Annotated in this window: 18 protein-coding genes; 11 read left to right on the top strand and 7 right to left on the bottom strand. The window is 39.0% G+C overall.

The features are described from left to right. The first annotated feature begins 13 nt into the window (after positions 1-13). On the top strand, positions 14-934 hold the full coding sequence (gene argF, locus WIW72_RS02925; protein ID WP_337701044.1) for an ornithine carbamoyltransferase: 921 nt from the start codon (positions 14-16) through the stop codon (positions 932-934). On the opposite strand, the gene WIW72_RS02920 is transcribed toward argF, so the two are convergent. The 5 genes from WIW72_RS02920 to thrC are packed head-to-tail and all read right to left on the bottom strand — an operon-like array spanning position 920 to position 6,355. Continuing rightward, positions 920-2,161: an Nre family DNA repair protein gene (locus WIW72_RS02920; RefSeq protein WP_337701042.1), complete on the bottom strand. Its 1,242-nt coding sequence runs from the start codon at positions 2,159-2,161 to the stop codon at positions 920-922. The genes argF and WIW72_RS02920 overlap by 15 nt on opposite strands. After that, positions 2,124-2,783: a PHP domain-containing protein gene (locus WIW72_RS02915; protein ID WP_337701245.1), complete on the bottom strand. Its 660-nt coding sequence runs from the start codon at positions 2,781-2,783 to the stop codon at positions 2,124-2,126. Before WIW72_RS02915 ends, WIW72_RS02920 begins: the two co-directional genes overlap by 38 nt. After that, a complete protein-coding gene (asd, locus tag WIW72_RS02910) occupies positions 2,783-3,835 on the bottom strand; it encodes an aspartate-semialdehyde dehydrogenase (protein WP_337701040.1) in 1,053 nt (350 codons plus the stop codon). The genes WIW72_RS02915 and asd overlap by 1 nt, the downstream gene beginning before the upstream one ends. Further along, positions 3,820-5,169: an aspartate kinase gene (locus WIW72_RS02905; protein ID WP_337701039.1), complete on the bottom strand. Its 1,350-nt coding sequence runs from the start codon at positions 5,167-5,169 to the stop codon at positions 3,820-3,822. The genes asd and WIW72_RS02905 overlap by 16 nt, the downstream gene beginning before the upstream one ends. A 1-nt stretch (position 5,170) precedes the next feature. Continuing rightward, positions 5,171-6,355 (bottom strand): threonine synthase, encoded by a 1,185-nt coding sequence (thrC, locus tag WIW72_RS02900; RefSeq protein ID WP_337701243.1) that lies wholly within the window; start codon positions 6,353-6,355, stop codon positions 5,171-5,173. An 88-nt stretch (positions 6,356-6,443) separates the two neighbouring features. Here thrC and WIW72_RS02895 point away from each other — a divergent pair, with 88 nt between their 5' ends. Beyond that, positions 6,444-7,898 (top strand): UbiD family decarboxylase, encoded by a 1,455-nt coding sequence (locus WIW72_RS02895; protein ID WP_337701037.1) that lies wholly within the window; start codon positions 6,444-6,446, stop codon positions 7,896-7,898. On the opposite strand, the gene WIW72_RS02890 is transcribed toward WIW72_RS02895, so the two are convergent. Next, a complete protein-coding gene (locus WIW72_RS02890) occupies positions 7,870-8,157 on the bottom strand; it encodes a hypothetical protein (protein ID WP_337701035.1) in 288 nt (95 codons plus the stop codon). The two genes, WIW72_RS02895 and WIW72_RS02890, sit on opposite strands and share 29 nt — an antisense overlap. Positions 8,158-8,236: 79 nt before the next feature. Here WIW72_RS02890 and cdvB1/B2 point away from each other — a divergent pair, with 79 nt between their 5' ends. Then, positions 8,237-8,896: a cell division protein CdvB1/B2 gene (cdvB1/B2, locus tag WIW72_RS02885; RefSeq protein ID WP_337701033.1), complete on the top strand. Its 660-nt coding sequence runs from the start codon at positions 8,237-8,239 to the stop codon at positions 8,894-8,896. A 69-nt stretch (positions 8,897-8,965) separates the two neighbouring features. Beyond that, on the top strand, positions 8,966-11,359 hold the full coding sequence (gene ppsA / locus WIW72_RS02880; protein WP_337701031.1) for a pyruvate, water dikinase: 2,394 nt from the start codon (positions 8,966-8,968) through the stop codon (positions 11,357-11,359). 282 nt (positions 11,360-11,641) lie between these two features. Here ppsA and WIW72_RS02875 read toward each other — a convergent pair whose 3' ends face one another. Beyond that, positions 11,642-12,727: an inositol-3-phosphate synthase gene (locus tag WIW72_RS02875; RefSeq protein ID WP_337701029.1), complete on the bottom strand. Its 1,086-nt coding sequence runs from the start codon at positions 12,725-12,727 to the stop codon at positions 11,642-11,644. A 95-nt stretch (positions 12,728-12,822) separates the two neighbouring features. Here WIW72_RS02875 and WIW72_RS02870 point away from each other — a divergent pair, with 95 nt between their 5' ends. The 7 genes from WIW72_RS02870 to WIW72_RS02840 are packed head-to-tail and all read left to right on the top strand — an operon-like array spanning position 12,823 to position 18,647. Beyond that, positions 12,823-13,095 (top strand): acylphosphatase, encoded by a 273-nt coding sequence (locus WIW72_RS02870; protein WP_156005984.1) that lies wholly within the window; start codon positions 12,823-12,825, stop codon positions 13,093-13,095. A 51-nt stretch (positions 13,096-13,146) separates the two neighbouring features. Continuing rightward, a complete protein-coding gene (locus WIW72_RS02865) occupies positions 13,147-14,421 on the top strand; it encodes a TrpB-like pyridoxal phosphate-dependent enzyme (protein WP_337701027.1) in 1,275 nt (424 codons plus the stop codon). Continuing rightward, on the top strand, positions 14,418-15,155 hold the full coding sequence (gene trpA / locus WIW72_RS02860; protein WP_337701025.1) for a tryptophan synthase subunit alpha: 738 nt from the start codon (positions 14,418-14,420) through the stop codon (positions 15,153-15,155). Before WIW72_RS02865 ends, trpA begins: the two co-directional genes overlap by 4 nt. Beyond that, a complete protein-coding gene (gene trpD, locus WIW72_RS02855; RefSeq protein WP_337720315.1) occupies positions 15,142-16,188 on the top strand; it encodes an anthranilate phosphoribosyltransferase in 1,047 nt (348 codons plus the stop codon). The genes trpA and trpD overlap by 14 nt, the downstream gene beginning before the upstream one ends. Continuing rightward, the gene (locus WIW72_RS02850; protein WP_337701242.1) at positions 16,175-16,780 is read left to right on the top strand and encodes a phosphoribosylanthranilate isomerase; all 606 of its coding nucleotides are present in this window, start codon (positions 16,175-16,177) and stop codon (positions 16,778-16,780) included. The genes trpD and WIW72_RS02850 overlap by 14 nt, the downstream gene beginning before the upstream one ends. Continuing rightward, positions 16,762-18,066: an anthranilate synthase component I gene (locus WIW72_RS02845; protein ID WP_337701020.1), complete on the top strand. Its 1,305-nt coding sequence runs from the start codon at positions 16,762-16,764 to the stop codon at positions 18,064-18,066. The genes WIW72_RS02850 and WIW72_RS02845 overlap by 19 nt, the downstream gene beginning before the upstream one ends. Continuing rightward, positions 18,063-18,647 carry an anthranilate synthase component II gene (locus WIW72_RS02840; protein ID WP_337701018.1) on the top strand — a complete coding sequence of 195 codons (585 nt, stop codon included), beginning with the start codon at positions 18,063-18,065 and terminating at the stop codon, positions 18,645-18,647. The genes WIW72_RS02845 and WIW72_RS02840 overlap by 4 nt, the downstream gene beginning before the upstream one ends. The last annotated feature ends 4 nt before the right edge of the window (positions 18,648-18,651 follow it).

The raw sequence follows: 18,651 nt of genomic DNA, 5'->3' as shown, positions 1-18,651 counted from the left end.
ATAACATAAAAATATGTTGAGAGGAAAAAGCCTTCTTTGTCTCTTGGATTTTTCTAAACAAGAAATAGAAAAAATGATGGAAGTATCGTTCATGATGAAGAACTACGTTTATACTAGTAATATTCCTAAAGTCCTTGAGGGAAAAAGTGTTGCCTTGATCTTCGAAAAGCCCAGCACTAGGACTAGAGTTAGCACAGAACTCGCTGTGAGGTATTTGGGAGGTGTAAGTATAGTCTTAAGTAAGGGAGAACTTCAACTCAGCCGTGGTGAACCGGTAGAGGATACTGCCAGAGTTCTCGGAAGGTACGTGAACGGTATAGGTGCGAGAGTCCTCGACCATAAAAACCTCCTGATATTGGCCGAGTATTCTAAGAAACCTGTAATTAATTTACTAAGCGACTTATCTCACCCCCTTCAAGCGTTGACGGATTATATGACTATAAAGGAGAAGTTCGGTAAGTACGAGACTGTGGCTTTTGTCGGAGACGGAGGGGATAATGTTTTGATCAGCCTTATGTCGTTTGCAGCTAAAATGGGTCTTGAGTTAAGGGTTGCAACTCCGAAAGAATATAAGCCTAGGCAGGACGTATGGAAGAAGATTGAAGAAGAGGCTGAGCAGAGTGGTGCAATAATAGAATTTTATGAAGATCCTTATGAGGCGGTTAGGGGGAGCAAAGTTGTGTATACCGATGTGTGGGTCAGTATGGGTCAGGAGAAAATAGCTGAGGAAAAGAAGAAAAAACTGAGTAGCTATAAGGTGACGAAAGACTTAATGAGGTATGCGAGTAAGGAGGCAATATTCCTTCATTGTTTGCCCGCAGTTAGGGGAGAGGAAGTAGATGCTGAAGTGATAGACGGACAGCAGTCGGCAGTATGGGATCAAGCAGAGAATAGACTTTATACTGCAATGTCTGTACTGTCACTTCTTATCTAAAAATAAGTCAATAGTAGTCTGGGTGAGGAGTTTTTTGATACTCCTTACTTCCTCTAACATGATTTGGTTCCCCGCTTTTAGCCTTGAGTTCACGAATTTGATTGCCTCTCTCAGGTTGTAAAAAGTCCCAATCTTCTTTTCCTCCAGTGCACGTCTAGTTGTTTCTCTTATGTGCCAATTACCTACAGGAGCATAATATTCAGAAGTTATCTCCCTGATGATGATCACACCTGCTTGTCTCTTTCTTTCGTAAAGTTTCTCCAGAACTGCCAGTCTGGAAGCCATATACCCTCCGTCGAGGAAATCATACTCCCCCCAGAAGTTTTCACTTAAGTCGCTAACTATGAGCTCTTTAGTCCAGAGTGATAAGGGGTGCCAGATTTCTACCCAGACACTCCTATATGTTGAGGGGAAGAAGATCACGTGGAAGTAATTGCCTAGGTACGATGAGTAGTATACTTCGATTTCGTTGATTTCGGGGTATTGTTTGACTTGAGATAATAGGAACTTACCTATTGCTTGGTCTACGGCTGTTATACTCCATCTTGTAGGGACTAATTTCCTGTTCTTCTTCAGCCCGAAAAGTCCTAGCGATAGACCAGTAATTATCTTGTAGTAATCTTCTCCGTTTCGATAAAGTTCTAGAATAGCAGATTCTGCCTTGACGTCGTCAAAAATCAGTTTTTCGAATTGAGGGGAAAGTTTAGGATTATCTTGCACTCTGATATCATTAACTTCTACTGACGGTCCTCTGGGTATAAAAATACCATCGAACCTCAGTTTTGGCTCAATCCCTTTCTTATCGCTTACTGCGTTTGAATCAACGGGCTTGTACGAGACTCCAGCTAATGAAATCTCTTTTTCGTAAAGTCTGTAAGGATTTGTAATGTCTATTTTTTTAAGTATAGAAGATATCATTTGACTTCTCAATGACAAAATCTCGTTTAGGCTTTTCTTTCCCCACCAGCCTCTCGGGTCTTCATAATCTTTAGCACTTTCACCTTGAACGCCGGGGGGTATGTTGTAAAGTAACGAGACTTTAGGATACCCTCTTTCTCCGATTATTATACTAGGGGGAGTGGATCCCTCTATGACTTCTGAGTTGTGAATTTTACTTATTGCCAGTGTTACAGATCTAAACCTATCCATTATAGGGCAAGAAGGAAGTCCGCATAAGTATTTGTATCCCTTACATCTGATGCACAACTCTGCGGGAATTTTTCGCAATTTTGAGTTTCCTCAATATACTCCATTCTACGATCTTTAACTTAGCTTTTACGGTCAATCCTATTCCTACCGGCTTTATCTTGCCTTTTCTCAACTCCTCTAAGACCTCGTCTACGTTAAACTCCGATATCTCTAACTCGTTATATGCAGAACCCAAGGCTTCTTTTACGTGTGAATCGCTGTTAGCTACTCCAGGTATGTTCAATTCTTTAGATATTTTTAACGCCTTTTCGTTTGCTGACCTAGGAGCCTTGGAGTTAAAAACTTCTATAGCGTCGAACTTATAGTTGTATACTTTTTCTCCTATTCCTGCCCTAAAGATATCGAAGGGATGGGACGGAAAAATGACGCAGTTGTTTTCTTTACTATAGTCTACTAGTTCCTCAATTTTTCTAGGAGGATCAGGAGGAAAATTACAGAGAATAACTACATGTCCGAACTGTGTAGTGACTTCCTGCCCAGGGATTATAGGATATCCTTTAACTCTTCTATGTGCTTCTGACGTATCATGGTCTGTTATGGCTATTCCGTTAAGACCTACTTTTAGTGAGTGTTTTACCATAACTTCTGGGGAGTATTTTCCATCGCTATAAAAAGTGTGAACGTGGAGGTCTATCTTAATCATATATATCCTAGCTCCTTCATGACCTCTACTGTCAGTATCGTTATTCCGGCAGCCCCTCTCACTAGGTTATCACCTAGAACTATTAGTCTTAATACATTATTTTCGTGTCTTATTCTCCCTACAGTGATAGCCATTCCGTGTTCTGCAGATACGTCTAGCATGGGCTGAGGTCTGTCCTCTTCATCTCTAACTATTATTGGTGATTTAGGTGCTGTGGGTAAGTTCTTAATTTGAGGTAAAGACTTAAAGTTTCTAAACCGCTGTTTTATCTCCTCTATGTTCACTTTCTCGTTAGTTAGTATGTTTATTACTCCCATGTGACCTACTCTAGTGGGGACTCTAATTGACGTTACCGAAGTGTCTAAGCTAGCGGGAATTATTTGTTGTCCTTCAAATTTTCCGTTAAGTTTTGTGAGTTCTTTTGCAATTTTGTCCTCTTCCCCTTTAATGTAAGGTATTATGTTCCCCTCTATTGACATGAAGGAAATTCCGTTATAACCAGCTCCGCTTACAGCCTGGAGTGTAGTGATTAATATTTTTGATTTCTCTGCTATATCAAGCAAGGGTTTTAAGGGCATGGACATTATAGCTGCGGTACAATTAGGGTTTTTAACAAGTAATCCTTTCCATCCTTTTTTCTTTTGCTGTACCTTTAAAAGTTCTAGGTGCTCCCAATTTACCTCGGGGTTAATTAAAGGTACGTCTGGATCCATTCTGAAAGGACTTGCATTAGAGACAACAATTTTCCCGTTTTTTACTAACTCTAGTTCTATACTCTCTGCTAACTCATTAGGTAGGGCTGAGAGTACTATGTCGACATCTTTGTGGTCTTCATAATTTGTCGATACTATAGGTAAGTCCTTGACATTTTCCGGTATATCACTTGGCTCAATCCACTTGACCGAGTCCTTATACTTTTTACCTATTTTTGAGGGAGAAGCACTAACCTTAACTAGTTCCAGATAAGGGTGTTTAGAAAGTAATTTTACCATTTTTTGCCCTACCATTCCGGTTGAGCCGAGTAAGGATACTTTTATTTTGTCGACCATTCTAAAACCACCTTGTGTAGGTCTTTAGCGAGTTGCTCTGATTCTCTCTTGTTTGATATAAATGTTATACTGACTCCTTTCAACCCTCTAGATATAAAGAGTGGATTAAATGCCGAAGCCCTTGTGAGTACTTTGGATGAGATTTCTTTGTTTCTTAATCCGCATCCTACGATACTTATCGCGCCTACGTCCTCTACTTCCACTTCTTTTATTAAAGTGTCTAACTGATTTAATCTCTTCATCATCCTTTCGCTATCTTCATTGTTTACTACTAATTGAATTACAGTTTCTGATGCAGGTTGTGAAATCGCAACTATATTCACGTTAGCGTTTTTAACTTCAGTAGTTATTGTAGCAGCGGAACCGATCTTTCCTACGATTCTAGTACTTTCAATGGTGACAAGCTTTAAGTTGTCGTTCATAGTAATTCCTTTTAATAAATCATTAGGTGTACATAACCCTTCTATCACAGTATCTCCTTCTTCGTAAAGTCCTTCTATTATTACTTTCATATTTGATCCAAATATAGGGTCAAAGGTTCTAGGATGCAATCTCTTAGCCCCTAGTTGTGAAAGTTCGATTGCTTCTTCAAGGGAGAGTCTTGGAATAGTTATGGCGTTGTTGATCTTTTTGGGGTCCGCTGTCATTATTCCAGGTACTTCAGTAATTAGCCTTACCTCTTTAGCATTAAGGAGTTTTCCTATGAGGGTTGCGGTATAGTCGCTTCCTCCTCTTCCTATCGTAGTGAACTTATGTGATTTGCTGATGCCTATGAAGCCCGGTACAACCGTAATTGGTTTGTTTATTTCCTCAAGTTTTTTAGTTAAATAATCTGTAGACTCTGGTAATAATACGTTAGCCTCACCGAAATTCTCATCTGTTATCAAAGGTGGCTCTGGTAAATATCCAACGTTTAGTTTATTACTATCAAGGTATGCCGAGAGGACAATAACAGCGAGTCTCTCTCCGAAAGATAGTATGTAGTCTCTTACTTTCGGCGTGACTTCGTCTAATACTCTTATTGACCACGCTACTTTGTAAAGCTCGTCCGCAAGTTTGGAAAGATTCTTAAATGCTCTTTCAAATTCTATTCCGTCCACGAGTTTTGATAGGAGTCTTATGTGCCTATCATAAATATCGCTTATGATGTCCACTGATTTGTCAGTTTGATTTATTGCTTCTAGGAGCTGGTTTGTTACGTTCTTAATCGCTGATGTTACTACTATGTTCTTGTTAAAAGACGAGTCACTTGAATATTCTCTTATTTTTTCTAGGATTAATTCATAATCTTTTTCATCTTTTTGTATTGAACCACCTACTTTTACCACTCTCATTTTATAACTCACCTAAAACAACTTTGTCTATATGTTCGGGGTTGACTAGAATACGCTTAGCTTCAGATTTAGTCATAGCGTCAGGGTCTTTAAGCGCATGCCCTGTCAAGATCATAACTGTTTTATCCTTTGCGTCTAGTCTTTTTTCGTTAATAAGTTTCAGAAAGCCTGCGTAAGCTGCTGCAGATGCTGGTTCTGCTCCTACTCCCTCTCTTCTCGCTAATTGTCTTTGCGCGTCAAGAATCTCGTTATCGGATACTGAAATAGCGAAGCCATCAGAGCTTTTTATCGCTTTTATAGCTTTCTTCCAATTAACCGGTTTTCCTATTCTTATTGCAGTAGCAACAGTCTCTGGTGTGTCTACGAACTCTGGTTTGTCCAGCCCTTTTTCGAGAGCTTTTGCTATCGGTGAAGCACCTTCAGCTTGGACTCCTATCATTCTCGGTGTCTTTTCAATTATCCCAGCGTTCTTTAATTCGTTGAATCCCTTCCATATTGCGTAAATGTTTCCTGCATTTCCTACTGGGACTATTACGTTATCAGGGACTCCAATATCCTCGTAAATTTCAAATGCTATGGTCTTTTGTCCTTCCAGTCTCCACGGGTTAAAGGAATTTAGCGGGTAAACTATCTTTAATTCTCTATAAAGCCTCATAACGCTTGACATTGCTATATCGAAACTTCCATCTATCTCAAGTATTGTTGCTCCGTAAAGAATAGATTGAGCTAATTTTCCTAGAGCTACTTTACCCTTAGGAAGGACAATATAACTTTTGAGACCTGCTCTACTTGCATAGGCTGCAGCTGAGGCTGCGGTATTCCCAGTTGAAGCTGCGACGACAACTTTGTATCCTAATGAGAGTGCAGAGCTTATTGCTACCGTCATTCCCCTGTCCTTAAAACTCCCAGTCGGGTTAGCTCCTTCAAACTTGAAGTAAGCATTTTCATAACTAGTTGACTTTATCAGAGGCGTATTTCCTTCATTCAGTGTAACTATTTTCTTATATTCCCCTGCTATTAATTCCTTATATCTCCACACTCCTTTACCTTTAAGTGAGGAGAACGAAAAGGACTTAGGAGGCTCTACTACTATTTCTAGTAGTCCTCCACATTTAGGGCAAGTTATAAGGTCTTGCTTTATAGGGTACTCTTCCCCACAGTCTAAACATTTTAAATAGCCATTAATGTTTCCAACAATAACTCACCACTGTACGGTAAAGCTCTTTATTACACTAAATTATAAGCTTTATCTTACATCAAAAATGTGAGTAATTATGGCTTTTAAGGATCTTAGAGAATATATTCATTTTCTACGTCAAAAAGGAAAAATTGTAGAAATAGATGACGAAATTTCGCCAGACCTTGAGATCGCTTATATTTCGAGGCAAGCCACATATAGGAGGTTGCCTACACTTTTGTTTAAGCGAGTTAAAGGGTATCCTGATTGGAAGGTAATAACTAACATGTTCTATTCTATTAATTCGTTTTACGACATCTTTGGAACAGATAAATTAGACGAAATAAGCAAGAATTTTATAGAGAATTTTATGGGAAATATACCTATAACTCTAACCCAGAAAATAAAGAGTCTTGCAGAGTTTTCTAAGTTTGGGAAAATTTTACCTAAAAGTAAGAAGCCCGTTTTTGAGGAAAAAAGTAGGGCTAATCTTCTGTCTTTCCCAGCCTTAAAAACGTGGCCTAAGGATGCGGGAAAATATTTTACATTTTCAATAGCTATAACAAAAGACCCAGAAAGTGAAGTAACTAATTTGAGCGTTTACAGAGTTCAAATAGTTAATGAAAAGGAAGCAATAGTTCACTGGCAAGTTCTAAAGAGGGGAAATATTGCAGCTCATAAGTATAAGAGGCTGGGAATTAGGAAAGTTCCTATTGCTATAGTTAACGGTGTAGACCCAGCTATTGCGTTTATAGCATCCTCACCTGTACCTCCCGGTTTGGACAAGTATTTATTCGCTGGGATTGTTAGAGGCGAGGGAGTTGAGGTTCATGAACTAGATAACGGTATTTTAGTTCCTTCTAATGCAGAATCCGTCATCGAGGGTTATGTTGATCTAGACGATATGAGATTAGAGGGACCTTTCGGAGATCATTTGGGTTACTACACCCCTCAGGATTATTTTCCCACGTTTAAACTAGAAAAGGTGTACTTAAGAGAGAATCCAATATTTCACGCTACTTCTGTGGGTAAACCACCTTTAGAGGATGCGTGGATCGGGAAGGCTGTTGAAAGATTGTTTTTACCCTTCTTGAGATTAATAGTGCCTGAACTGGTTGACATGAACTTACCAGAATACGGTTTATACACCGGCATAGGTATATTTTCTATAAAGAAAATGTATCCAGGCCAAGGTAAAAGAGCTATGATGGCTCTATGGGGGACTGGGCAACTGAGTTTACTTAAAATGATTATTATTGTAGACGAAGATGTAAACGTTCATGATATTAATCAAGTAATTTATGCTATAGCTTCTACTGTAGACCCTAAGAGAGATGTGCTATTAATAGATAATGTAATTACGGATTCTCTAGACCACACAGTACCTAACCCACCTCTAGGAAGTAAAATTGGTATTGATGCAACGAGGAAGTTTAAAGAAGAGGTAGGGAGAGAGTGGCCTGAAGAAGTGAAGGATGATGAGGAAGTGGTTAAAAGAATGAATGTTTTACTGGACAAAATCGTTAAAGCTCATGATCTTCTCTCAAAGTGACGTCGTTTTCCAGATCCTTATATACAATGCTGACTTTCTTTACAGTATCTATAGTTGAGTTAATTTCAACTTTTTCGTTCTCTTTAAGTTCTCTATTTATAGAAATTTCGTCATGAAGCATTTTAGGTACTCTTTCTTGGTTATACGTAAGGGCAGATACTTCATAGGTCACTAGAATGAGCCTTAGTAATACTTTTTTAGGTGTAGTGTTTAGTATGATTATTTTGTTTGCGTCTTTCTTAACCGAAAAAACGTTCATTAATTTATTTTAATATAATGAGGTATTATAAGCCCGTCTATTTAAACAACTAAGTATAACTAGACTTAATTTGAGATAAATGGCTGGTGTAAACGATTTCATAAAGAACTGGAACGGCAAACAAGAACCCACGTTAGCTGAAAAGTTAAAAACTGCATTCAAGCCTCAACAACCACTACGTTACAAGCTTGTAATGGCTAACTATAGGCTTAAGACTACAATTAGCAGACTAGATGTTTACATCTCGAAACTGCAGGAAAGGGATAGGTCGTTATTTGAGAAAGTAGTAGAAGCTCAGATGTCTAAAGATAATATGAGGGCTGCAATGTATGCTAACGAGATAGCTGAAATAAGGAAGATCACAAAACAGCTGTTAGCTACGCAAATAGCTCTGGAGCAAGTGCAGTTAAGGCTAGAGACCGTAACCGAGTTAGGTGATGTGTTTAATTCACTGATACCGGTTGTTGGTGTAATAAGGGAGTTAAGGTATGCTATGAAAGGAGTAATGCCAGAACTTTCTGTTGAACTTGCTGATCTAGAAGAGGGATTACAAGAGATTGTAATAGAAGCCGGAGAGTTCAGCGGTACTGGAGTTGACTTCACTTCAACATCGCCTGAGGCGAGAAAGATTCTTGAGGAAGCAACTATGGTTGCTGAGCAAAGGATGAAGGAGAAGTTCCCATCTCTACCATCATTTGTTACATCTGTAGCACAGAAATCCAATGAAGACCACAAATGAAAAATTAAATTGGTGGTGAGATTTTTTCAAGGGTCAATAACATTTTTTAATGTATAAGTAAATACTATAATGGGGAATATTGTGACTTCTTCCGTTATTGAGGGAGACCTTATCCTCGATCTTAAATCCATAAGGAAAGACATGCTTTCTGTAGCCGGAGGTAAAGGGGCTAATTTAGGAGAATTAATTGCTTTTGGTATAAGGGTACCACCTGGCTTTGTGATTACGTCAAATGCATATAAGTACTTTATAGAATATAATAACTTAAAGGAGAAGATTAAAGAAGTTCTGGAAAAAGAGTCAGATGAAGAGAGTGCGAGCGAAAAGATTAGGTCTTTGATCTTGTCGGCATTAGTGCCTAAGGACTTAGAGGAATCAATATACAAGGGTTATGACTCATTGTCTAAGATGGTGGGGAAAGAAGTCTTAGTTGCAGTTAGGTCATCAGCTACTGCTGAAGACATAGGGGAAGCTAGTTTTGCAGGACAACAAGACACGTATTTAAATGTTTCACGTTCAGAACTAATAGAAGCTGTAAAAAAAGTATGGGCAAGTTTATATGCAGCAAGGGCAATATCATATAGAAAAGCAAAGAGTATAGATCAATTAAATATATCTATGGCTGTAGTAGTACAAAAGATGGTTAATTCCAGATCTGCAGGTGTAATGTTTACTTTACATCCTTCTACTGGTGATAGGAACTATATTGTTATTGAGTCCAGTTGGGGACTCGGAGAATCTGTAGTAGGAGGAAAAGTTACTCCTGATGAAGTCGTAATTGAGAAGTCCAGTCTAAAGATAGTTGAGAGGAGACTTTCCCATAAAATCTCTAAGATAGTTTACGATCCGGTCGCCCGTAAGAATAAGACAGTGCAACTAACCGGTGAGGAAGCCGATACTATGTCCATAAACGACGAAGAAGCGATAGAGTTGGCCAAACTTGCATTAAAGATCGAGGAGCACTATGGGAGACCGATGGATATAGAATGGGCGATCGATTCAGACCTGAAGTTTCCTGATAATGTGTTTATAGTTCAAGCTAGGCCAGAGACCTATTGGAGTAATAAAGGTAAAGAAGAGCAGAAAGAAAAGAAGTCAAGCGGTTCCGGTAGAATACTCACTAAAGGAATACCGGCTAGCCCAGGCATTGCTGTAGGTAAAGCAAGAGTTCTACTTGATCTTAAAGATGCAAAGAACTTCCAACAAGGTGAGATATTAGTTACTAAGATGACAGACCCTGATTGGGTTCCTATCATGAAGATGGCATCTGCAATAGTTACTGATGAAGGCGGAAGGACTAGTCATGCTGCAATAGTCTCCAGAGAGTTAGGTATTCCCGCTGTAGTAGGAACTGGTAACGCTACTAAAGTCATACAAGACGGGCAAGAAATAACTGTTGACGCAACTAGAGGAATTATTTATGAAGGTAAAGTGGTTCAAGAGGAGGGAGAGAAGTCTTCGGCTCAAACTGTTACTCCTCAAGCTTCTGTTTCAGGAATCTCACGTGAAGTACTATTAAGCCTATATCCAGTAACTGCCACTAAAATCTATATGAACTTAGGACAGCCTGATATAATAAACAAGTACTTAGATCTTCCGTTTGACGGTATAGGATTAATGAGGATCGAGTTCATAGTCAGTGAGTGGATTAAATATCATCCGCTTTACTTAATAAAGATAGGTAAACCTGAGGAGTTTGTGAACAAACTTGCTGAAGGAATATCAATGGTCGCTTCAGCAATTTATCCTAGACCGGTAGTAGTAAGGTTCTCTGATTTCAAGTCTAATGAGTATAAGAGCTTGCAAGGCGGAACCGAATTTGAGCCAGACGAGAGAAACCCAATGATAGGTTGGAGAGGAGTATCACGTTACATCAGTAAGCAATACGAGCCAGCGTTCAGGCTAGAGGTAAAGGCAATTCTAAAGGTTAGAGAGGAAATGGGACTAAGTAACGTTTGGGTCATGTTCCCGTTTGTCAGAACTACATGGGAGCTTAATAAAGCAATTAAAATTATGGAGGAAGAGGGGCTTAGGAGAAGTTCTGATTTCAAAGTTTGGATTATGGCTGAGGTTCCATCAGTAGTTGTTCTAGCAGATGAATTCTCTAAGATAGTTGACGGATTCAGTATTGGTAGTAATGACCTTGCACAACTCACGCTAGGAGTAGATAGAGACTCAGACCTACTTGCGAGAATGGGATATTATGATGAAAGAGATCCGGCAGTGCTCGAGTCTATAAGGAGGTTAATAAGGACTGCCCATAAGTATGGTAGGACAGTTTCAATATGTGGCCAGGCACCTAGTGTATATCCCGAAGTTGTAGAATTCCTCGTAAAGGAAGGGATAGATAGTATAAGTGTTAACCCAGACGCTGTGATCACTACCAGGCGTTGGGTAGCCTCTGTAGAGCAAAAAATACTGCTTCAAGGACTAAGAAATAATAATCAAGAAGATAAAGAATAATTTTTATCCTTAGTTCATTGTAAATAGATTTTTCCCTTTTTCTTCTGGTTTAATATCGAGCCCCAACACTCTTTGCAATATCTCCTAGCTCCGTCAAAATATGCTGTGCATGATTGGCATATTATTCTTCCGCAATTCTCGCACTTTCCTATTGACAAGTTCCTTCTACAAATTTGACAGAGGCTCATTTCACATACTTTGCATATGTCTTGAGTGATTACAAAATCTTCTAAACATACTTTTCTCCTACAAATTTTGCAAACAAAAAGTTGCGAATTTTCTTCACAAATTTCGCATTTCCAAAAATCTCTTAAACCATCTGTAAGCTTCTTCATCATCTTTCGCCTGGACAGGTGGATGTTTGAAGTAAAATGCTGATAATTCAATTAGAGGTCCGCTTATCTTCCTATCCAACGCTACCTTAACACCTCTTATCACGTCTACCAACACCGCAGCACAGTTAGATTTATCGTCAACTTCTAATGACGCTTCTATTTTTATTGGCATCCCAGCAAAGCCAGAGCCCTTAACGTAAATATAAGCTACTTTAGTATTTCCAAGGAAAGGAATATAGTCTGACGGACCAATCCTGATTTTACCTTCTTTCTCTAGATAATCGTTCTCTAAAGTGCTTGTTACTGCTTTGGTTTTGCTAACCCTTTTAGAATATAGTCTTTCTTCTGTTTTCATGTTTAGGAAGTCTGTGTTTCCTCCTACGTTAAGCTGGTAGGTTTCGTCTACCTTAACTCCCCTAAGTCTGAACAAAGATGTGAGTGTTCTGTGAAGAATCGTAGCACCTATCTGACCCTTAACATCATCACCAGCTATAGGAAGTCCCCTTTCTTTAAACATTCTGGGAAATTCGCCGGTAGGATCGCTTGCTATAAAAACGGGAATCGCGTTAATGAAGGCTACTCCTGCCTCTAACGCAGCCCTAGCATAAGTTCTGCTGGCTATCTCACTACCTACCGGTAACATATTTACAAGGATCTCTGCTTTACTATCCTTGAGTTCTTGCACTACATCCTCTATCTTTCCGTCCATTGCAGGGTTAAAAACGTCCATCATATGAGGAGCTACTCCGTCAAATGTGGGTCCTTTAGAAACTTTTACGCCTTTTTTGGGCATTTCGACAATTTTAGGGGTTATATTAGGTTTCTCGAAGATAGCTTCGCTTATATCCTTTCCTATTTTGTTTTTGGATATGTCGAATGCTGCGACTATCTCTATGTCAGTCACCTTATATCTTCCTATTAGTGGTGTGATTAACCCCTCGTAATAACTCTCTCCTTTCTGTTTATAATATTCTATTCCTTGTATAAGCATTGAGGCACAATTCCCTAGTCCAGCTATTGCTACTTTAATCATTGATTTTAAAATGAGAGAAGATGGATTAAAATATATTGTGATGATAAGGAGAAATCAGATAGGTGAAGAAGTGGAGCGACACTGAGGTTGAGATTATGTTAAAAAGAATGTATGTAAGGGTATACGGTATAGTTCAGGGGGTTGGTTTTCGGCGTTTCGTTCAAATTCATGCGGTAAGACTGGGGGTAAAAGGTTATGCTAAAAATCTTCCAGACGGAAGTGTAGAGATAGTAGGAGAGGGTCACGAAGAAGCTCTTCAGAAACTCTTAGACCAGATAAGACGAGGACCTCCTCTTGCAAAGGTAGAGAATGTGGACGTAAGGTTTGATGAGTATAAAGGTGAGTTCGACACGTTTGATACCTATTAAAATTTTTAAATGTGGTAAGCTTTTATTGTATAAGGTGTTTTTGTTGCACCAATGGTAAACACGGATTTGATTCCAAAGTACTGGTACAATATAGTTCCAGACCTACCCAAACCTTTACCTCCTCCAAGAGACCCTCCAGATGCTGAATTTTCAAGGATTGAGCTCCTTAAGAAAATATTGCCCAAAGAAGTATTAAGGCAACAGTTCACTATAGAGAGATTTATAAAGATCCCTGAGGAAGTGAGGGATAGATACGCGGCTATAGGTAGGCCTACACCCCTAATTAGAGCGAAGAGGTTAGAAGAATATTTAGGTACTCCTGCAAAGATCTACTTTAAATACGAGGGTGCAACCCCTACGGGGTCTCATAAGATAAACACAGCTATACCTCAAGCGTATTTTGCGTATGAAGAAGGAGTAGAGCATGTAGTAACAGAGACGGGTGCTGGACAGTGGGGGACGGCGGTAGCACTAGCTGCTTCAATGTATGATATGAAATCCACTATTTTCATGGTGAAAGTTAGTTATGAACAGAAACCAATGAGAAAGACGATAATGGAACTTTATGGTGGAAATGTTTATCCAAGTCCCACGGACTTAACTGAATTTGGAAGGAAAGTTCTTAAGGAAAATCCGAATCACCCAGGGTCTCTAGGTATAGCAATGAGTGAAGCTATAGAATATGCACTAACACACGGCTACAGATACCTAGTAGGAAGTGTTTTAGATGTAGTACTTCTTCATCAGTCGGTAATCGGTATGGAGGCTATAGCCCAATTAGAAGAGCTAGGCGAGGAACCGGACGTACTAATAGGATGTGTAGGTGGAGGAAGTAACTTCGGAGGATTTGTTTATCCCTTTATAGGTGCTAAGAAAGGAAAGAAGTATATTGCGGTAGGCGCAGCGGAAGTACCGAAGTTTAGCACTGGTAAGTACGAGTATGACTTTCCTGATTCCGCAGGGTTATTACCTCTGGTTAAGATGATAACCCTAGGCAAGGATTATGTTCCTCCCTCGATATATGCAGGAGGACTAAGATATCACGGTGTTGCTCCGTCTCTTAGCCTATTAGTGAGAGAAAAGATCATAGAGTGGAGGGAATACGGAGAGGAGGACATATTTGAGGCTGCTCAACTAGTTATGAAAACTCAAGGTATTGTACCTGCCCCAGAGACCTCCCATGCATTGAGAGCTGTAATCGATGAGGCATTAGAGGCGAAGAAGAAAAACGAGAAAAAGGTAATTGTTGTAAATTTCAGTGGTCACGGGTTATTAGATCTTGGTAATTATGAATCTATAAGAAAGAGAATAGGGAGCAAGAAATGAAGAGAATGTTAGTAACGTATATGACATTAGGATATCCAAATTTGGACTCGTTCTATGAGTTTGTAGAAAAAAGTGTATCATTAGGGACAGACATATTGGAGATAGGCGTACCACCAAAGTACGCTAAATACGATGGCCCCGTGATTAGAAAAAGTTACAAAGTAGTTACTGAATGGCTTAAGGACTACTATTCAGTCTTAGCGGAGGTCAGAAAAAGGGTTTCAGTACCTATTATTATATTAACGTATTTAGAAGATTATATAAATCAATTGGATCAATTTCTTGGCAAATTAAGAGAAATAGGGATAGATGGGATACTATTTCCAGATCTATTGATTGATTTCGTAGACGATTATTTGTCATATGTTAATATAATTAAGAAACATGGGTTAAAGGCTGTGTTATTTACAGCTCCATCAGTTCCCGATACTCTCATACAAGAGGCGTCAAAGATTTCCGATATATTTCTTTATTACGGTGTAAGACCCACTACTGGAGTTATTATTCCCGTAAGTGTTGACTCCCTGATTATACGTGTTAGGAATTTAGTTCAAAATAAGTTAGTTGTAGGGTTTGGTCTTAACGATCTTAACGACCTCAGAAAAGCATTAGCCGCGGGGGCTGACGGGATAGCTATTGGTACCGCTTTTATCGAAGAAATTGAGAAGAACGGGATCAATAGTGCACTAGAACTAGTTAAAAAAATCAGGGGGATTTTAGATGAATACAGCTGAGTACTTGAAAAAACTTGTTTATGAGAAAAAGGATCTTTCAGAAAAAGAAGCTGAGGAAATAGCTAACGGTATAATGAGGGGAGAGATAAATGAGATTCAGAGTTCGGGAATTCTGGTAGCTTTAGCGTCTAAGGGAGAATCGGCAGAAGAGATTAGAGGGTTTGCAAGGGCTATGAGAAGTAATTCAATAAAAATAGACTTTCCCGATAGTTTGGACACAGCTGGTACTGGGGGGGACGGGTTAAACACCTTGAACGTAAGTACAGCTGCAGCTCTTGTACTTAGTCAGATTTTTCCCGTTGCAAAACACGGTAATAGATCGGTGAGCAGTAAGTCGGGAAGTGCTGACGTCTTGGAAGAGCTGGGATATAACATATTTGTTAGTAAAGATAAGGCTATTGAGCTTTTGAGAAAGTGCAATTTTGTATTTTTGTTTGCCCAACTCTATCATCCTGCAATGAAGAACGTTGCTAATGTAAGGAAGAATCTCGGGATACGTACAATATTTAATATCTTAGGTCCGCTTACCAATCCCGCTTCAGCTAAGTACCAGATGATTGGTGTGTTTTCTATAAAATACATTGATAGAATAGCAGAAGCGGTTCAACATCTTAATTACGAGAGGGTATTTTTGTATCACGGAGACCCCGGAATTGATGAAGTAAGTCCTCAAGGAGATACTCTGATATATGAAGTGAAAGGACAGAGTATGGAAAAGTATAAGGTAAACTATACGGATTTCGGCATTAAAGAACCAGTCTCGATAGGTAAATTAAGAGTCGAAAATGCTCACGATTCAGCTCTTAAGATCATTAGGGGATTGTTGGGACAGGACAAAAATGTCAGAATTTTCATAGGAATTAACGTTAGTGTCGGCCTTAAACTATTAAGGAAAGTTAACGACTTTAAAGACGGATATGAGTACGCTGAGCAGCTCATGAGCAGTTCTGTAGAACATATAAGAAAGATAATGGAGTTAAACGGAACTTCTCAAAAATTTGAGGCTTTGGTGAAGGAAGCTGATAAGGGTTAAGTTCTGCGGTATATCTAACGTTAAAGACGCTATGCTAGCTGAAAAATTAGGTGCGGACTTCATAGGTGTAGTAACTGATACTGTAAGTCCTAGGTATGTCAAAAATGAGTTTGTAAGAATAGTGAAAAGGTATGTTACGAAACCCGTAGTAACGGTAAAGGTTAAAGGAGAACTAGGTAAAATACTGGAAGAAGGGAAAGAAGCGGATTTTGTACAGATACATAGGGTTTTAACCGACGAAGAGTTACAGTATTTAAATTCCTTCAAAAGGAATATCATTTTATACGTGCCTGCATCTGGTAAATTCGAAACGTACTTTAGAAAAGTGATCTCATCTTCAAATTACATGGTCTTATTAGATAAAGATGATGAAAACAAGGTCGATTTGTATATTGCTAAAAAATGGATTAGTGAGTACTCTAAGGTCGGTATAGGAGGAGGTATAAAGCCCGAAAATGTTAGGGATTACCTCTCACTGAACCCTTACTGGATTGATATCTCCAGTGGGATTGAATTATACAAGGGAAAGAAAGACCCGAGTAAAATGTCCTTAATTATAAAAGAGGTGAGAGAATGGACGTCTATCCGATAACCGCTTTCGCACAACCTAACGAAGTCTTTAAGTGTATTAAAGAAGGAGAGAATATTGCCGCATTACTTGAAAGCGGTTCTGGTCCTCAGCATAAAGCGAGGTTTAGTATAATTGCTTGGGGGAGGAAAGGCTATCTCAAGTTGAACAAGGACTCTAGCGAGGGAGAGATATCGACCTCATTTTATGATCCCGTGGAGGTTTTAGGTGAGTTTATGAAAAAAGCTCCATTGTTGAATTTACCTGGAAAATTTAAGGGAGGTATGATAGGGTATGTCAGTTATGACGCAATAAGGTATTGGGAAACGATAAAGGATCTGAAACCAGAAGCCGAGGATTGGCCATACGCTGAGTTCTTCATACCCGAAAACGTAATCTTATATGACCATGTTGAAGGGAAGGTTTACGTGGAAGGTGAACTCCAGCTTAAAGATGGTTGTTCGGATTCAGGACAAGTAAAGTTCGATCTCTATGACGAATCTTTAGGGAAAACGGAATTTGAAAATGGTGTTTCAGACATATTAGATTATATAAAACGAGGCTATGCTTTTCAAGTAGTAATTTCTAGGTTTTATAGGTATACATTTAAGGGTAATGTAACACACTTTTACAATACGTTAAGGAAAGTTAATCCTTCACCTTACATGTTTTACCTAAAGTTCTTTGATAGGGAGATAATTGGTTCAAGTCCCGAAACATTATTCAGTGTCCAAGATGGTATCGTTGAAACTTATCCTATAGCGGGTTCTAGGCCTAGAGGGAAGACCGTAGAAGAGGACTTAGAGTTGGAGAGGGAAATGTTGGCTTCAGAGAAAGAGAGGGCAGAGCATTTAATGCTTGTAGACTTAGCTAGGAATGACATAGGTAAAGTATGCTACATGGGTTCCGTGAAAGTACCGGAATTAATGTATGTAGAAAAATACAGTCATGTTCAGCATATAGTTAGTAAGGTAGTCGGAACATTGAAGAGGAACAACACTTCCTTTGACGTGCTGAAAGCTACCTTCCCTGCGGGGACTGTAAGCGGGGCTCCTAAGCCTATGGCTATGAATATTATAGAGATGTTAGAACCGTATAAGAGAGGTCCCTATGCTGGAGGTGTGGGATTCTTCTCAGCTAATGGTGACTCCGAGTTTGCTATAACGATAAGGAGTGCTTTCGTGAATAAAGATTTGTTTAGGATACAAGCAGGAGCTGGTATAGTTTACGATTCAATTCCAGAAATGGAATATTATGAGACTGAACATAAAATGAGGGCTTTGAAAGTGGCTATGGGGGTGGAAAAATGACAGATATTACACTTATAATAGATAATTATGACAGTTTCGTTTATAATATAGCACAAATAGTAGGAGAATTAGGAACTATTCCGATAGTGATAAGAAATGATGAAATTACAGTGAGGGGGGTAGAGAGAATAAACCCTGATAGGATCATCATCTCTCCGGGTCCAGGTTCACCTGATAAGAAAGAAGATATAGGTATAGTAATAGACGTAATAAAGCAATTGGGAAAAAGAATTCCGATTTTTGGTATTTGTTTAGGTCATCAAGCTATAGGATATGCTTTCGGGGCTAAGATAAGAAGGGCTAAAAAGGTTTTTCACGGTAAAATAAGTAAAATAGTTCATAATTCGACAGCGATTATTTATGACGGAATCCCTAAGCAATTCGAGGCTACTAGATATCACAGCTTAGTTATTGATGATGTAAAAGAGCCGTTAATTATTGACGCTTATTCCTTAGAAGATAACGAAATAATGGGGGTTCATCATGTCGAATATAGAATATATGGGGTTCAATTTCATCCTGAAAGTGTGGGTACACCGTTAGGTAAGAGAATACTTTATAATTTCATTAATAAAGTCTGATCAG

Source organism: Stygiolobus sp. CP859M (assembly GCF_037389975.1).
Lineage (GTDB): Archaea > Thermoproteota > Thermoprotei_A > Sulfolobales > Sulfolobaceae > Stygiolobus.
The sequence above is the reverse complement of the archived record's forward strand: the minus strand, read 5'-3'. Positions and strand labels throughout refer to the sequence as shown.

Excerpts from the sequence above, each read along its gene's own strand:
- cdvB1/B2 (WP_337701033.1), top strand. The coding sequence starts at position 8,237 with ATGGCTGGTGTAAACGATTTCATAAAGAACTGGAACGGCAAACAAGAA.
- WIW72_RS02865 (WP_337701027.1), top strand. The coding sequence starts at position 13,147 with ATGGTAAACACGGATTTGATTCCAAAGTACTGGTACAATATAGTTCCA.
- WIW72_RS02870 (WP_156005984.1), top strand. The coding sequence starts at position 12,823 with ATGTTAAAAAGAATGTATGTAAGGGTATACGGTATAGTTCAGGGGGTT.
- WIW72_RS02890 (WP_337701035.1), bottom strand. The coding sequence starts at position 8,157 with ATGAACGTTTTTTCGGTTAAGAAAGACGCAAACAAAATAATCATACTA.
- ppsA (WP_337701031.1), top strand. The coding sequence starts at position 8,966 with ATGGGGAATATTGTGACTTCTTCCGTTATTGAGGGAGACCTTATCCTC.
- WIW72_RS02895 (WP_337701037.1), top strand. The coding sequence starts at position 6,444 with ATGGCTTTTAAGGATCTTAGAGAATATATTCATTTTCTACGTCAAAAA.
- WIW72_RS02840 (WP_337701018.1), top strand. The coding sequence starts at position 18,063 with ATGACAGATATTACACTTATAATAGATAATTATGACAGTTTCGTTTAT.
- trpD (WP_337720315.1), top strand. The coding sequence starts at position 15,142 with ATGAATACAGCTGAGTACTTGAAAAAACTTGTTTATGAGAAAAAGGAT.
- argF (WP_337701044.1), top strand. The coding sequence starts at position 14 with ATGTTGAGAGGAAAAAGCCTTCTTTGTCTCTTGGATTTTTCTAAACAA.
- WIW72_RS02905 (WP_337701039.1), bottom strand. The coding sequence starts at position 5,169 with ATGAGAGTGGTAAAAGTAGGTGGTTCAATACAAAAAGATGAAAAAGAT.
- WIW72_RS02875 (WP_337701029.1), bottom strand. The coding sequence starts at position 12,727 with ATGATTAAAGTAGCAATAGCTGGACTAGGGAATTGTGCCTCAATGCTT.
- WIW72_RS02845 (WP_337701020.1), top strand. The coding sequence starts at position 16,762 with ATGGACGTCTATCCGATAACCGCTTTCGCACAACCTAACGAAGTCTTT.
- asd (WP_337701040.1), bottom strand. The coding sequence starts at position 3,835 with ATGGTCGACAAAATAAAAGTATCCTTACTCGGCTCAACCGGAATGGTA.
- trpA (WP_337701025.1), top strand. The coding sequence starts at position 14,418 with ATGAAGAGAATGTTAGTAACGTATATGACATTAGGATATCCAAATTTG.